General features: G+C 72.7%; 14 protein-coding genes and 1 riboswitch. Of the genes, 9 read left to right on the plus strand and 5 right to left on the minus strand.

The annotated features are described in order from the left end of the window. Positions 1–195 precede the first annotated feature (195 nt). The gene (locus ACZ6QQ_RS29285; RefSeq protein WP_465880644.1) at positions 196–873 is read right to left on the minus strand and encodes a C40 family peptidase; all 678 of its coding nucleotides are present in this window, start codon (positions 871–873) and stop codon (positions 196–198) included. A 948-nt stretch (positions 874–1821) separates the two neighbouring features. Between ACZ6QQ_RS29285 and ACZ6QQ_RS29290 the strand changes: the two genes are divergently transcribed. Continuing rightward, positions 1822–2712, plus strand: coding sequence for an SMP-30/gluconolactonase/LRE family protein (locus ACZ6QQ_RS29290; protein WP_465880645.1), 891 nt, complete (start codon positions 1822–1824; stop codon positions 2710–2712). A gap of 110 nt (positions 2713–2822) precedes the next feature. Here the strand turns inward: ACZ6QQ_RS29290 and ACZ6QQ_RS29295 are convergent, their stop codons facing one another. Then, the gene (locus ACZ6QQ_RS29295) at positions 2823–3725 is read right to left on the minus strand and encodes a DMT family transporter (protein WP_465880646.1); all 903 of its coding nucleotides are present in this window, start codon (positions 3723–3725) and stop codon (positions 2823–2825) included. Positions 3726–4114: 389 nt separating this feature from the next. On the opposite strand from ACZ6QQ_RS29295, the gene ACZ6QQ_RS29300 reads away from it, so the two are divergent. Further along, positions 4115–4588, plus strand: a complete 474-nt coding sequence (locus ACZ6QQ_RS29300; RefSeq protein ID WP_465880648.1) for a hypothetical protein — start codon at positions 4115–4117, stop codon at positions 4586–4588. Between the two features lie 126 nt (positions 4589–4714). Here the strand turns inward: ACZ6QQ_RS29300 and ACZ6QQ_RS29305 are convergent, their stop codons facing one another. Both ACZ6QQ_RS29305 and ACZ6QQ_RS29310 read right to left on the minus strand, forming a co-directional pair. Continuing rightward, the gene (locus ACZ6QQ_RS29305; protein WP_465880649.1) at positions 4715–4975 is read right to left on the minus strand and encodes a hypothetical protein; all 261 of its coding nucleotides are present in this window, start codon (positions 4973–4975) and stop codon (positions 4715–4717) included. Between the two features lie 374 nt (positions 4976–5349). Beyond that, positions 5350–6345, minus strand: coding sequence for an acyl-CoA dehydrogenase family protein (locus tag ACZ6QQ_RS29310; RefSeq protein WP_465880650.1), 996 nt, complete (start codon positions 6343–6345; stop codon positions 5350–5352). A gap of 178 nt (positions 6346–6523) precedes the next feature. Continuing rightward, positions 6524–6648, plus strand: a riboswitch (cobalamin riboswitch). 83 nt (positions 6649–6731) lie between these two features. On the opposite strand from ACZ6QQ_RS29310, the gene ACZ6QQ_RS29315 reads away from it, so the two are divergent. Genes ACZ6QQ_RS29315 through cobM form a run of 7 tightly spaced genes read left to right on the plus strand, consistent with a single transcriptional unit; the run spans position 6732 to position 13629 of the window. Continuing rightward, positions 6732–8756, plus strand: a complete 2025-nt coding sequence (locus ACZ6QQ_RS29315) for a VWA domain-containing protein (RefSeq protein WP_465880651.1) — start codon at positions 6732–6734, stop codon at positions 8754–8756. A gap of 1 nt (position 8757) precedes the next feature. Continuing rightward, positions 8758–9360, plus strand: a complete 603-nt coding sequence (gene cobO / locus ACZ6QQ_RS29320) for a cob(I)yrinic acid a,c-diamide adenosyltransferase (RefSeq protein ID WP_465880653.1) — start codon at positions 8758–8760, stop codon at positions 9358–9360. Then, positions 9354–10703, plus strand: a complete 1350-nt coding sequence (locus tag ACZ6QQ_RS29325; protein ID WP_465880654.1) for a cobyrinate a,c-diamide synthase — start codon at positions 9354–9356, stop codon at positions 10701–10703. Before cobO ends, ACZ6QQ_RS29325 begins: the two co-directional genes overlap by 7 nt. Continuing rightward, positions 10694–11185 carry a cobalamin biosynthesis protein gene (locus tag ACZ6QQ_RS29330; RefSeq protein ID WP_465880655.1) on the plus strand — a complete coding sequence of 164 codons (492 nt, stop codon included), beginning with the start codon at positions 10694–10696 and terminating at the stop codon, positions 11183–11185. Before ACZ6QQ_RS29325 ends, ACZ6QQ_RS29330 begins: the two co-directional genes overlap by 10 nt. Beyond that, positions 11182–11598: a PPOX class F420-dependent oxidoreductase gene (locus ACZ6QQ_RS29335; protein ID WP_465880656.1), complete on the plus strand. Its 417-nt coding sequence runs from the start codon at positions 11182–11184 to the stop codon at positions 11596–11598. The genes ACZ6QQ_RS29330 and ACZ6QQ_RS29335 overlap by 4 nt, the downstream gene beginning before the upstream one ends. Further along, entirely contained in the window at positions 11591–12889 is a 1299-nt protein-coding gene (gene cbiE / locus ACZ6QQ_RS29340; RefSeq protein WP_465880657.1) for a precorrin-6y C5,15-methyltransferase (decarboxylating) subunit CbiE, read from the plus strand. Before ACZ6QQ_RS29335 ends, cbiE begins: the two co-directional genes overlap by 8 nt. Further along, positions 12886–13629, plus strand: a complete 744-nt coding sequence (gene cobM / locus ACZ6QQ_RS29345; RefSeq protein WP_465880658.1) for a precorrin-4 C(11)-methyltransferase — start codon at positions 12886–12888, stop codon at positions 13627–13629. Before cbiE ends, cobM begins: the two co-directional genes overlap by 4 nt. Before the next feature lie 22 nt (positions 13630–13651). On the opposite strand, the gene ACZ6QQ_RS29350 is transcribed toward cobM, so the two are convergent. Then, complete coding sequence (locus ACZ6QQ_RS29350; RefSeq protein WP_465880660.1) at positions 13652–14740, minus strand: cobalt-precorrin-5B (C(1))-methyltransferase; 1089 nt, start codon at positions 14738–14740, stop codon at positions 13652–13654. Positions 14741–14771 lie beyond the last annotated feature (31 nt).

A 14771-nucleotide genomic window follows, 5' to 3' on the forward strand; every position in this document is an offset into this window, starting at 1 on the left:
GTGCTTTCGGTTCGGACGACCTCTGGTCGGGGGTGGGGGGGGGGGTTTTGTTTTGGTTTTGGGGGTGGGAAAGGGGGGACGCCCCACCCCCCCCCCCCCCCCCCCCCACCACGTGTCCGTTCGTCTTACCGATCTGTCCGTCTAACCGGTCGGCTCACCGGCGGTCGCCGGCATGCGCCGCCCGGCGGTCCGGTCCTACAGGAACCGGTACGCGGTTCCGCCCCGAACGGTGCCGATCCGTACCCCCGTGCTGGGCTTCGTCGCCGCGACCATCCTGTTGTTGCCCAGGTAGATAGCCACGTGACCGGGTGTGTAGATGACGTCGCCCGGCCTCCACTGTCCGGCCGGGACACGCTTACCGCGGCTGGCGATCGCGCCGCTCTGGTGCGGCAACCTGATGCCGACCCGGGCGTAGCTCGCCGCGACCAGGCCACTGCAGTCGAAACTGTTCGGGCCGGACGCACCGTAGACGTAGCGCTTGCCGACCTGCGCGAGCGCGTACGAGACGACCGTGCCGGCGGCGCCGGACGGGGGTTTCACGGTGGTGCCCGGCTTGGGACTGCCGGTGGACTTCTTCCGCGCCGGTGCGGTGTTCGGGGTCGTACGCTTCGGCGTGCCGGCCGTACCCCGGCTCGGGGTCTTCGCCTTCTCCTTGGTCGCCTTCGCCTTCACCTTGGGCGGCGTCGTCGCCGTGACCGGGGTGGCGGGAGGTGCCGGTGGAATCATCGGTAGCCGGTGCGCGCGGTCGGCGCGTTCGGCGGCGAGCAGTCGGGCCTCCGTCGAGGCCTCCAGAGCGGCGCTGGTCTTGACTGTCGCGGGTTCCGGATCGGGTCGGGCCCCGATGGCTGCCGGCGGAAGCCAGAGGGCGGTCACGGTCAGGACGGTGGTACCGGCTGCGAATCGATGCAGCGGATGCCGTACGTTCAGGATCGCTCCAATGTCGGCCCGGTGCTCTCATGCGTATCTCGGACGGCGCCACCGAGGTTCCGGTCGCGGGCCCGAAGTACCGGGCGAAACGGTATGGAAGTGCTTCGGCCGTAATGAGGGCCGCTCCGGACGCTAGGCGCTCACGGGATTGATCGCTTCTTCAGGTGAGCCGACTCACCCATACCAACGACGAGTTTGACGGAACGTCGCGGATTCCTACCCGATTGCCGACTCAAACCACCTATATTGGTCTCTATTCGGGGCAATCTCCAAGGGACTCGCCGGGCGATTCGCGGCCAAAACGGCCCGGCCGCCCGGCTCTCCGCACGATCACAAGGGAGGTCGGGACACCGGATGCCGTCCGTCCCACCGGATCGGCGGCTTCGGAAGGATCACCTGGTGAGGACGGTCGCGCATCCCGCGTACGGCCCGTCCGGACGCCACCGCTCGCCCCGGCGGCCCGCTCCGCCGCGCGCGGGTACGCGTTCGTGCTCACTTCGCCCCGGCCGCCCCGCGACCCCGTCCCGTGGTCCACTCACCGGGCATCTTGTCGGTGGGCCCGTTCGACCGGCGGCGGGTGCGAACAGCCACACCCGCACGGGCCCCCGACAGGGATCGCGCGCCACCGACCGCCACGATCGCGCGCCACCGACCGCCACGCCGGACCGGGCAAACAGGTCTCCGGCAAACTGTCGACGACGCCGCGTCCCGCTGCCGGTTCACATCCGCGCGCAACTCGACGGGCCAGTCGGTGCGCCGGTCGGAGGCGACCGTCTTTCCGACCACAGTGGACGTCCTGTGTGTACGGCGCCACGTTTCGATGACGCGCCCGGCGGCGCCGTAATCTGATTCGCCCGCGTATGCCCGGTCCACCGACCACCCCTGGAGGCGACGATGCGGCTCACCGAGCCGACCCCGTGGAGCGACGACCGGTTCGAGTTGGGCGAGGGCGCCCGCTGGGTCGACGGTCGGCTGGTTCTGGTCGACCTGCTCGCCGGCCGGCTGTTGGAGACCACCGGTGACGCCCCCGCGCCGCTGCGGGAACTCCGCCGGCTGGACGCCCCGCTCGGCGCGGTGGCACCGATCGCCGGGCAACCCGGCGACTGGCTGGCCGCCACCGGCACCGGAATCGCCGCGCTCACCGGCACCGACGGCTACCGGCAGATCGCCGACCTGGAGAGCGGTAATCCCGTACCCGCCCGGATGAACGACGCGACCGCCGACCCGTACGGCCGCTTCTGGGCCGGCAGCATGGCGTACGACAGCACGCCCGGCGCCGGCACCCTCTACCGGTACACCGGCGCGGGTACGCCACTGCCCGTGGTCACCGGCCTGACCATCGCCAACGGGCCCGCGTTCGACGCCACCGGCACCATCATGTACCTGGCCGACACCCCTCGTGGCGAGGTGGACCGGTTCACCGTCGACCCGCGCACCGGCGACCTCTCCGGCCGGGAGCCGTTCCTGCGGCTCGCCGCCGCCGAGGGCATGCCCGACGGCATGACGGTCGACGCCGCCGGCCACCTCTGGATCGCCCTCTGGGGCGGGTACGCCGTCCGCCGCTACCGCCCCGACGGCACCCCGGAGCGAGAACTGCGCCTACCGGCCGCCCAACCGACCAGCGTCTGCCTCGGCGGCCCGAACCTGACCCGCCTGTTCGTCACCACCGCCCACCACGCCATCACCAATCGCCACCACCTCGACGGCGCCCTCCTGGCCATCGACACCGAAACCCCCGGCCTCCCCACCCACCCCACCTCCCTCACCCCCGCCCCACCCGGTTGATCATGAAGTTAGCGCGGATTCCAGCCACGGATTCCGCGCTAACTTCATGATCAACGCGCTGGTCATTCGACCGGTACGTGGTAGTCGAGCGTTGAGAGGGCGGGTACGGATCAGGAAGGGTGTGCGAGCGGTGCGTTGGGCAGACTGACCTGGCGTTGAACGAGTGCGATTCCCGCCAGCACCAGGACCGTGCCGGCGACCATCGGCAGGGTGACGGGTTCGTCGAGGACGAGGGCGCCGAGCAGCACCGCCACGACCGGAAGGAGGTAGGTGGTCGTGGACGCGGCCGTTGACCCGAGATCGCCGATCAGTCGATAGTTCAGCACGTAGGCGACCCCGGTCCCGATCGTGCCGAGTATGACGAGACTGCTGACGGGCACCACGCCCCAGTCCGGCACGGTCAGTCCACCGAAGGGCAGGGCGACCGTGAGTAGAGCGGCCCCGGCGGCGAGCTGACAGGTCGAGAGCATGATCGGAGAGATGCCCCGTCCGGCGAGATGTCGGCCCATGTAGACGTAACTGATGCCATAGCTTGCGGATGCGGCAAGGCAGGCCAGCCCGCCCCAGCTCGCGACATCACCCGCCGCTTCCCACGGTGTGAAGATCAGCACCGTTCCGGCGAAGCCGCACGCGATGCCCGCGCCGCGCCCGAGACTGATCGCCCGATCCGTACCGGCCAGGACCGCCACCAGCACCGTCCACAATGGTGTGGTCGCGTTCAGGACCCCGGCGACGTTCGAGCCGATCGTCTGTTCTCCGATGCCGAAAAGTGTGTACGGAACCGCATTGGCAAGCAGCGCCGCGACGACAAGGTGTCCCCAGATTCCGTAACCGACCGGAAAGGGCATCCTGCGTGCCAGGGCGATGGGCCCCAGTACCGCGACGCCGAGCAGAAGACGGACAAGGACGATCTGGACCGGGGTGAACCCGCGCAGCGACAGCTTGATCCATAGGAAGCCGGAACCCCAGATCAGGGCGAGTAGGGCCAGTCTTGTGAGATTTCCGCGGCTCATCCGGTGCTTCGCCTCAGTCCTCGATCGGCATCTCGTAGTCCAGGCCGTTCAGGTCGCCCCGGAGTGTGAATCTCGTGACCTCGAACGGTCTGTCTTCCGGGTCGTACCCGGTGCAGCACCTCGATGATCGGGACGCCCGGCGGCGCTGGTCCCAATGATGGCGTGCCCCCGAGGTGTATCCGGGCCGGACGGATCCATGGGGAGGTGGGCGGGTAGCGCCTCGGGGTGCCCCATTCCGAAGATCATGAACCGATGGAAGCCTGAACGCGAGTGGATTGTGAACCGTCCATCGGACGGTGAGTGACCTTTGTGACAGAACCACCATCACCGGCGTGGAGATCGTTTGTGTAATAGTGAGGATGAATGTGTCCCTCATGGAAGGATTTTCTATGGTCTTCGCGATCCGCCGGTCCAGGACCCGCGCCCTGATCGGAGCGATCCTCGCCACGGTCCTGGTGGCGGCGACGCTCGCCGTGACCGGCTCGCCCGCGTCCGCGCACACCAAGCTGAGCCCCCGCGCCACCTGTGCCGGTACCGAGTTGTCGCCGCACCGTGACGCCTACGGCGGCGCGATCTCCGTGTTCATCTCCTACTCCAGCGCCAACGGGGGAACGAACTGCGTCTGGGCCCAGAAGAACCTCAACCGCGACAAGTCCGAGCACATGGAGGTCTTCATCGGCAAGTGCCCCACCGGCAACGCGGGTAACCCGTGTGAACCGCTCGACTTCGACCGCGACTTCGGGAACTTCCAGTACTACGCCGGCCCGGCCCAGGTCACCGGGACGGCCGACCGGTGCATCCTGGTCTACGTCGTGTACCGCAACCTCGCCGAGGAGCGGTGGGGACCGATCCACTGCGGCTAGTGGTGTGACCACGATCGTTGGCCTGGTCCGGCGACACACCGGACCAGGTGTATGAGGTGTGGTGGCGGCAGGGCGGGACGCGCGAGCCCGGCGCACGCTGCCGCCACCTGATCCGGCGCGGCGGTCCTACCCCGGCAGCCAGGCCCGGAAGTACCAGCCGTTGTATTCGCTGTTGGGCAGGGTGCGGTATTCGCAGTTGCCGCTCACCTCACCCCAGTAGCTGGCATCGATGCGGTGGAGCTCGCACTCGTCGTAGGTCACGAAATAGCCGTTCCAATCGAATTTCACGGCGGCGGCCGGGGCCGGCTGGACGGTGAAGCCGACGGCTGCCGCCGCGGCGGCGACAACCGCGAGGCGGGTGAGCCGGCGGCGGAGCGGCTGGGGCATGGCGAGTCCTTCCGGAGGGGTGACGAACCTGCCCGGCCATCATAGATCCACGGTCACCGATTTATGATCGACCATCCGGACAGCCCGGACCCGTCAATACCGGCGGATGTCACCGTCACCGCCAGCCGGTCGCGTGGCCCTGGTGCCGTGACCACGAACATTCGCCGTGGTCCAGTTCGCCGGCGGGCCGGGCACCGAGCAGGTGCTGCGGGGAGCCGGTGCGGGTGGCCTTACTGTGTCCAGGACGCCTCGTCATCCTGAGCTGCGCGCCCGAACAGGTGCTGCCATCCCGACAGCCTGGCGCCGGACACCACCAACCCCACGAACGCCGGTCGGCGTGTCACCGGACCCGGCCAAGGATCGTGGTCACGGCACTAGCAGCTCGCTGCGTACCCGGTGAGCCGGTGCAGCAGGGCGTCCCGGATCGCCGGCCGTGAGCCGAAGACCAGCAGGAACGTTGCCTCCCGGACCAGGCGCTGGGCATGCTGGTCGGTGCGCACCGCACGACTGCCGGTGCTCACGGCCAGCGCCGCAGCGGCCCGCAGGGCGAGCTCCGCAGCAGCGGCACGGGCCGCCGGGACATCGCCCGGCTCGGCGGCGACCAGGTCCGCGCGACAGGATTCGAGTACGGCGTCCAGCGGCCCCGGCCCGAGCAACCGCAGGCAGCGGTTCGCCACCCCGAGCGCCAGGAACCCGTTCAACGCCGAACCGGACGCGTCGGTACGGGCCCACTCGGCGTACGGCTCGGTGGCGACCAGCCGCTCGGCCGGCACCCGGTGCCCGGTGAAGACGACGTCGACCGTACGGCTCGCGTTGACCGCCACCAGCGCGAGCGTGTGCACGGTGAGGCCACGGGCCGGGGTGGCGTCGAGCAGGAAATAGTGGATCAGGTCGTCCTCGTCGCGGGCGGCCAGGTACAGGGTGTCGACCAGACCCCAGCCGGTGACCCACGGGGCGGTGCCGTCGAGCAGGTAACCGTCGTCGGTGCGGCGTACCCGCAGTGGGGCCGGACCGGGACGCAGCCCGGCCAGGGCGATGCCGGACCGGCGTTCACCCCGGCTCAGCGGTCCCAGCCAGGTCTCCCGCACACCCGGGCGCTCACTGCTCGCCGCCGCGCGCACCGCGCCGTGATGCTGCAACCAGACGAAGGTGGTGGCCAGGCAGCCGCTCGCGAACGTCTCGACCAGGGCACCGAGGTCGACGGTGGTGTCCCGACCACCGGCCGCCACACCGTAGAAGCCCTCGGCGGCGAGCAGGTCGAGTTGGCTGGTCGGCACCCGTTCGGCCCGGTCGACCGAGAGCGCGGCCGGCAGCAGCACCTCGTCCGCGATCTGCCGGGCCCGCTCCAGCCCCGCCGCCTCAGCCGCCACCACGTCAATCTAGTGCTCCGGCGGCCGAGCCGTCCGGGCACCGTACCCGTGGGGTGATCTTCCCGATACCGGCGCCGACGGACGCGCCCACCCGCAGGTCCGCCGGGGCGCGGTCGGAGCGGTCACGTTGACGACGGAGCGGTCCGTGGGACAGCATGGCCTGCACGAGCGGTGCGCGGAGGAACCCGGTGCGAATCCGGGGCGGTCCCGCCACTGTGACCGGGGAGTGACCTCTCACGTACGGGCCACGGCCGAGCGGCCGGAAGGTCGGGGGGAAGCGTCGATCCGGGAGTCAGGAGACTCCGACCGCTCGGTGACACCCAGCCACACGCGGGCGTGGATACCCGCGGAAGGGACTTGAGCATGGCTGCACGCCTGAGCGGGCGATGACCCCGCCGTACCCGTTCTCCGCCGTCGTCGGTCTGGCCGAACTGCGACTTGCCCTGCTGCTCAACGCGGTCTCCCCGGCGATCGGCGGAGTGCTGGTCCGGGGCGAGAAGGGCACCGCCAAGTCGACCATCGTCCGGGCCCTCGCGGCCCTGCTGCCCGACGTCGACGTGGTGCCCGGCTGCCGGTTCGCCTGCGACCCGGCCAACCCCGACACCGACTGCCCGGACGGCCCGCACGAACCGGGGGCGGGCGGCCAGCGGCGCCGCGCCACCCTGGTCGAGCTGCCGGTCGGCGCCACCGAGGACCGGGTCGTCGGCACCCTCGACCTGCAACGCGCCCTGGCCGACGGGATCAAGGCGTACGAACCGGGGCTGCTCGCCGCCGCCCACCGGGGAGTGCTCTACGTCGACGAGGTGAACCTGCTGCCGGACCACCTGGTCGACCTGCTGCTCGACGCCGCCGCCATGGGTCGGGCACACGTCGAACGGGACGGGGTGTCGGTCAAGCACGCCGCCCGGTTCCTGCTCGTAGGCACGATGAACCCGGAGGAGGGCGAACCCCGTCCCCAACTCGTGGACCGGTTCGGGCTGGTGGTCGCGGTGACCGCGCCCCGCGAGACGGCACCCCGGGCCGAGGTGGTCCGCCGGCGGCTCGCGTACGAGACGGATCCGGTGGGCTTCGCGGCGCGCTGGGTCGACGAGGACGCCGTACTCGCCGGGCGGATCGCGGTCGCCCGCCGACGGCTGCCCTCGGTACGGCTGCCCGATCACGAACTGGACCGGATCGCCGCCATCTGCCTCGGCTACGGCGTCGACGGGTTGCGCGCCGACATCGTGGTGGCCCGTACGGCGGTGGCGCTCGCCGCCTGGCACGACCGGGACGTGGTGACCGCCGACGACGTGGCCGCCGCCGCCCGGCTCGCCCTGCCGCACCGCCGCCGCCGGGACCCGCTCGACCCGCCCGGCGCCGACCAGGACAAGCTTGAGGAACTGCTGCGCGAGCACGCCGCCGACGACGATCCGGAGCCCGAACCGCCGGCCGGACCGGACGACGATCCCGACGGCGGCCCGTCCGACGGTCCGCCCGAGCCACCAGCCGGTGGTCCGCCACCGGGCGGCCCCGACGGTGGCCCGGACACGCCCGACCGGCCCGACGGGTCGCCCCCGCCGGCCACCGGACCGGAGCAGACCGGCCCGGACGAGCAGCCGGTGCCGGAGCAGCGGACGGATGAGCAGCAGAAGGAACAGCCGTCCGCCGGAAACCAGCCGGCGGTCGCGGCGACCAGCCCGTACCGGACCCGTGCCCTGGCCGTACGCGGACGGGGTACCGGCGCGCACACCGGCCGCCGCTCCCCGGCGTACGCCCGGCGGGGTCGGGTGGTCGGGTCCCGGCTGCCGACCGGCCGGCTGACCAGCCTGCACCTGCCCGCCACCCTGCTGGCCACGGCCCGACGCGGTGCCCGCACGGTCACGCCTGCGGACCTGCGCGAGGCGGTGCACGTCGGTCGGGAGGCGAACCTGGTGCTCTTCGTGGTCGACGCCTCCGGATCGATGGCGGCGCGCCGCCGGATGCGGGTGGTCAAGACCGCCGTGCTGTCGCTGCTGCGCGACGCCTACCAGCGGCGGGACAAGATCGGCATGATCACGTTCCGGGGCACCGGGGCGAGCACGGTGCTGGAACCGACCGCCAGCCACGAGGTCGGCGTGCTGCGCCTGGCCGAACTGCGCACCGGTGGCCGTACCCCGCTCGCCGCCGGGCTGCGTCAGGCGGCCCGGACCCTGGAGTCCGAGCGGCGTCGCGACCCACGGCGCCGGCCGCTGCTGGTCGTGGTCACCGACGGCCGGGCGACCAGCGGGCCGGACCCGTTGACCGTCGTGCCGTCGCTGGCCGACATCGCCTCGGTCGTGGTCGACTGCGAGGCCGGACCGATCCGGCTCGGCCTGGCCCGACGGCTGGCCACCGCGCTGGACGCCGACTGCGTCCCGCTGGACGCGCTGCACACTCTCGGAAAGGCGGCCTGACGTGCCTCAGGGCAAGCCGGAGCAGGTACCCGACGACGGCCTCACCACCCGGGAGCGGCGCCGTCAGCCGGTCACGGCGGTGCACACCGGTCAGGGCAAGGGCAAGTCGACCGCCGCGTTCGGGATGGCGTTGCGGGCCTGGAGCGCGGGCTGGCCGATCGCCGTCTTCCAGTTCGTGAAGAGCCCGAAGTGGAAGGTCGGCGAGGAGACCGCCCTGCGTACGCTCGGCGAGAGCGGCCAGGGCGGCAGCGTCGTCTGGCACAAGATGGGCGAGGGCTGGTCCTGGATCCAGCGCCCCGGCACCGAGCGTGACCACGCCGTCGAGGCGGCCGAGGGCTGGGCCCAGATCAAGCGTGACCTGGCCGCCGAGGCGTACCGCTTCTACGTGCTCGACGAGTTCACCTACCCGATCAAGTGGGGCTGGATCGACATCGCCGACGTGGTCGCCACCCTGCGCGACCGGCCCGGCAACCAGCACGTGGTGATCACCGGCCGGGACGCCCACCCGGACCTGGTCGACCTCGCCGACCTGGTCACCGAGATGACCAAGGTCAAGCACCCGATGGACGCCGGCCGCAAGGGCCAGCAGGGCATCGAGTGGTGACGGTTCCCCGACTGGTCGTCGCGGCACCCGCCTCCGGACACGGCAAGACCACGGTCGCGACCGGGTTGCTGGCCGCCTACGCCGCGCGCGGGGTGCGGGTGGCCGGGTTCAAGGTCGGGCCGGACTACATCGACCCCGGCTACCACACGCTCGCCGCCGGCCGGCCCGGTCGCAACCTGGACCCGGTCATGGTCGGCGAGGACCTGGTCGGGCCGCTGTTCGCGCACGGCGCGACCGGCGCCGACCTCGCCGTGGTCGAGGGTGTGATGGGCCTGTACGACGGGCGCGTCGGTGCCGGCGACTTCGGCTCGACGGCGCACGTGGCCGCCCTGCTCGACGCCCCGGTACTGCTGGTCGTCGACGCCTCCGCCCAGGCTCGCTCGGTCGCCGCCCTGGTGCACGGCTTCCGGTCCTTCGGCTCGGCGGCCACCGGGGCGATCCGGATCGCCGGGGTGCTGCTCAACCGGGTCGGTTCCGACCGGCACGAGCAACTGCTCCGGGACGCCTGCGCCGAGGTCGGCACACCGGTGCTCGGAGTGCTGCGCCGGCACGCGGTGATCGCCGCCCCGTCCCGCCACCTCGGTCTGGTGCCGGCGGTGGAGCGGCGGGCCGAGGCGCTCGAATCGGTCGCCGCGCTGGCCAGCCTGATCACCGAGAGTGTCGACCTGGACGCCGTACTCGCGGTGGCCCGCAGCGCGCCGCCGCTGGCCGCCCGGCCGTGGGAGCCGCCGACCGTCGCGGTGACCGGACCGCGCCCGGTGGTTGCGGTCGCCGGTGGTCCGGCTTTCAGCTTCGGGTACGCCGAGACCACCGAACTGTTGCACGCCGCCGGTGCCGAGGTGGCCGTGGTCGACCCGCTGCACGACGAGGCGCTGCCCGCCGGCACGGCCGCCCTGGTCGTCGGCGGCGGGTTCCCCGAGGTGTACGCCGAACAGCTCACCGCGAACGCCCCGCTCCGCGCCGAGGTGGCCCGGCTCGCCGCGTCCGGCGCCCCGATCGCCGCCGAGTGCGCCGGCCTGCTCTGGCTCTGCCGCAGCCTGGACGGCGCCCCGATGTGCGGGGTGTTGGACGCCGAGGCGGTGATGACCGGCAAGCTCACCCTCGGCTACCGGGACGCGGTCGCGCTGACCGACAGCGTGCTGGCGCCGACCGGCACCCGGGTCACCGGGCACGAGTTCCACCGCACCACGATCACCCCGCGCGCGGGTCACGCACCGGCCTGGGCCTGGCGGGACGCCGCCCCGGAGGGCTTCGTCGCCGGGGGCGTGCACGCGTCGTACCTGCACCTGCACTGGGCCGGTCAGCCGTCGCTGGCGCGCAACCTGGTGGCCGCGTGTCGTTGATCGTCGGCGGGCCGCTGGTCGTCGGCGTCGGAGCCCGGTCGACGGTGCGCGCCGACGACCTCGACACGCTGATCGGCGCGACGCTCGCCGGGTACGGGCTGGACCCGGACCGGGTGACCGCGCTGGCGACGGTGGACCGGCGAGCGGTGGACGCGGCCCTGGTCGAGGTGGCCGCCCGCCGGGGCTGGCCGCTGCTCGGCTACCCGGCCGAGGAACTGGCCGGCGAGCCGGTGCCGCATCCGTCGCCTCTGGTCGAGGCGGCGGTCGGTACGCCGAGCGTGGCGGAGGCCGCCGCCCTGCGCGCCGTACGGGACACCGGTGCCGAGCCGGTCCTGCTGGTCGGCAAGCAGACCGACGGTACGGCCACGGTGGCGGTGGCCGCCCCGACCGGCGAGCCGGTCACGTACCGTCACCACCGGGCCGGGGCGGTCACCGGCCAGGATCAGCACAGCGGGGATCAGCACAGCGAGGAGACGGTATGACGGAGCGGACCGGCGGGAAGGTGGACCACCGGATCGAGCCGGGCGATGGTGCGCTCGGGCAGTTCTGGCGGGAGCGGCACCTGTGCACGCTCACCACCATTCGGCCCAACGGCACCCCGCACGTGGTGCCCGTCGGTGTCACCTTCGACCCCGGAACCGGTCTGGCCCGGGTGATCTCCTCCCGTACCTCCCGCAAGGTGGTCCACCTGGCGGCGACCGGTGGCCCGGTCGCGGTGTGCCAGGTCGACGGCCGCCGCTGGTCGACCCTCGAAGGACACGCGGTGATCCGCGACGACGCCGCGTCGGTGGCCGACGCCGAACGCCGCTACGCCGAGCGTTACCGGCAGCCGAGGCCGAACCCGGAGCGGGTGGTCATCGAGATCCGGGTCACCCGCGTGCTCGGCAATGTCTGACCAGCGCTCGCCCGCGACGACGGACGTGGTGACCGTGGTCGGGATCGGCGCGGACGGCTGGGCCGGACTGAGCGGCCCGGCCCGCGCCGCGATCCGTTCGGCCGAGGTGCTACTGGGCAGCTCGCGGCAACTCGCCCTGCTCCCCACCAACCTGTCCGCCCGGCCCGACGTCGCGGGGGCGGACGCGTCGCCGGTCCCCGCTCGCGGAGACGACCCCGCCGGTCCGGAACGGATCGCCTGGCCGTCGCCGATGCTGCCGGCGCTGCCCGGTCTGCTCGACGCCCACGCCGGCCGGGCGGTCTGCGTACTGGCCAGTGGTGACCCGATGTTCTTCGGCGTCGGCGGCACGCTGACCCGGCTGCTCGGACCCGAGCGGGTACGGGTCCTGCCCCACCCGTCGTCGGTTTCGCTGGCCTGCGCCCGGCTCGGCTGGCCCGCCGACGAGGTGGAGGTGGTGAGCCTGGTCGGACGGGCGGTGGACCGGCTGCACCGGTTCGTGCACCCGGAGCGCCGGCTGCTCGTGCTCAGCGCCGACGGGCGCACCCCGGCGGCGGTCGCCGACCTGCTGACCGGCCGGGGCTACGGCGGGAGTGCGTTGACCGTCCTGGAGTCGATCGGCGGGCCGGACGAACGGATCCGTACCGGCGGCGCCGCCGAATGGACCGGCACCGCCGGGGCGCTCAACATCGTCGCGGTGCACTGCCACGCCGCCCCGGACGCCGCCGCCCGCCCGCCGGTGCCGGGTCTTCCGGACGACGCGTACGACCACGACGGGCAGTTGACCAAGCGGGAGATCCGAGCGGTCACGCTGGCCCGACTGGCCCCGATCCCCGGTCAACTGCTCTGGGACGTCGGCGGGGGCGCCGGCAGCATCGCGATCGAGTGGCTGCGTACGCACCCGTCCTGTCGGGCGGTGGCGATCGAACGAGAGCCGGCCCGGGCCGACCGGATCGCCGGGAACGCCGCCGCGCTCGGCGTTCCGGAGCTGGTCGTCGTACGCGGTGCCGCGCCTGAGGCGTTGGCCGGACTGGAACCACCGGACGCGGTCTTCGTGGGCGGCGGGGTGACCGTGCCCGGCCTGCTCGACCGGTGCTGGCAGGCGCTGCGGCCGGGCGGACGGCTGGTGGTGAACGCGGTCACCCTGGAGTCGGAGCGGGTGGTCGCCGACGCCTACGAGCGGCTCGGCGGCGACCTGATCCGACTGGCGGTCCAGCGGGCGGCGCCGGTCGGCACCTTCACCGGTTGGCGCCCGATGCTGCCGGTAACCCAGTGGACGGTGACACGAACATGACGGTTTTCTTCATCGGCGCAGGTCCCGGCGCCGCCGACCTGATCACGGTCCGGGGCCGGGACCGGTTGGCGGCGGCACCCGTCTGCCTCTACGCAGGCAGCCTGGTCCCGCCGGAACTGCTCGACCACTGCCCGCCGGACGCCCGGCTGGTCGACACGGCCAACCTCGACCTGGACCAGATAGTGGCCGAACTGCTCGCCGCGCACACCGCCGGCCTGGACGTGGCCCGGCTGCACTCCGGTGACCCGTCGGTGTTCAGCGCGGTGGCGGAGCAGATGCGCCGGCTGGACGCGCACGGCGTGCCGTACGAGGTGGTGCCCGGAGTGCCCGCGTTCGCCGCGGCGGCGGCGGCGCTGGGCCGGGAGCTGACCGTCCCCGGGGTGGGTCAGACGGTGATCCTCACCCGGACCGCGGCCCGCGCCACCCCGATGCCGCCGGGCGAGGACCTGGCCACCCTCGGCCGCAGCCGGGCGACCCTCGTGCTCCACCTGGCCGTCCAGCGGATCACCGAACTGGTCGACGAACTGGTCCCGAACTACGGGCCGGACTGCCCGGTGGCCGTGGTCGCCCGCGCCAGCCGACCGGACGAACTGGTCCTGCGCGGCACCCTGGCCGACATCGCCGAGCAGGTACGCGCGGCCGGCATCGTCCGCACCGCCGTCGTGATCGTCGGCGACGTCCTCACCGCCGCGACCTTCCCCGACAGCCACCTCTACTCGACCACCCGCTGCCGTGTCTGACCGTGTTTCCGGGCGGGGGTGGCTAGTCGGCGCGGCCGACGATGGTCCCGGCCCGGTCGATCACCACCACGTCGACCTCGATCGGGGCGCCGCGCAGCACCTCGGCGGCGGTGTTGCGGGCACCGGCGGCGACCAGGTCGCCGAGCGGCAGCCCGGCCGCCTGGCACTGGCGCAGCGCGTCCAGCGCCGTGTTCGCCTCGCGTACGCCCTCGACCAGTTCGGCCCCGCCGCCGGCCCCGGCGACCAGTTCGGCCAGGGAGTGGAAGTCCACCTGCGACCGGCCGGAGTGCAGGTCGAGGTGACCGTTGGCGAGTTTGGTCAGCTTGCCGATGCCACCGGCCACGGTGAGCCGGGGAATCGGGTGCCGGCGCAGGTACTTCAGCACCGCCCCGGCGAAGTCACCCATGTCCAGCAGGGCGTCGTCGGGCAGCCCGTACAGCTCGGTCGCGACCCGCTCGGAGGTGCTGCCGGTGCAGGCGGCGACGTGCCGGTGCCCGGCGGCGCGGGCCACGTCGATGCCGCGCCGGATGCTGTCGATCCAGGCCGAACAGGAGTACGGCACGACGATGCCGGTGGTGCCGAGAATGGAGAGCCCGCCGAGGATGCCCAGCCGGGGGTTCCAGGTGTGTCGGGCCAGTTCCTCGCCCCGCTCGACGGAGATCTCCACCAGCACGTCCCCGGTGCCGCCGTGCCGCTCGGCGACCTCGGCCACCGCCCGGCGCATCATGTCGCGGGGGACCGGGTTGATCGCCGGCTCGCCGACGGGCAGCGGCAGGCCGGGTTTGGTCACCGTGCCGACCCCCGGACCGGCCTGGAACACCACTCCGACACCGGCCGGGGCCGGGCGTACGGTGGCGCAGACCAGGGCCCCGTGCGTCACGTCGGGGTCGTCACCGGCGTCCTTCACCACGCCCGCGAGGGCCGTCCGGTCGCCGAGTTCCTCGCGGGCCAGCGCGAACGCCGGCCGCTGACCCTTCGGCAGGGTGATCTCCACCGGGTCGGGGAACGATCCGGTGAGCAGAGCGGTGTACGCGGCGGTGGTCGCCGCGGTGGCACAGGCACCGGTCGTCCAGCCGTACCGGAGCTGCGTCGAGGTCCTACCGCTGGTCACCGGCCCAGCATGCCTGCTCTCGGGACAGCGG

It is taken from the genome of Micromonospora sp. NPDC049529 (genome assembly GCF_055586685.1).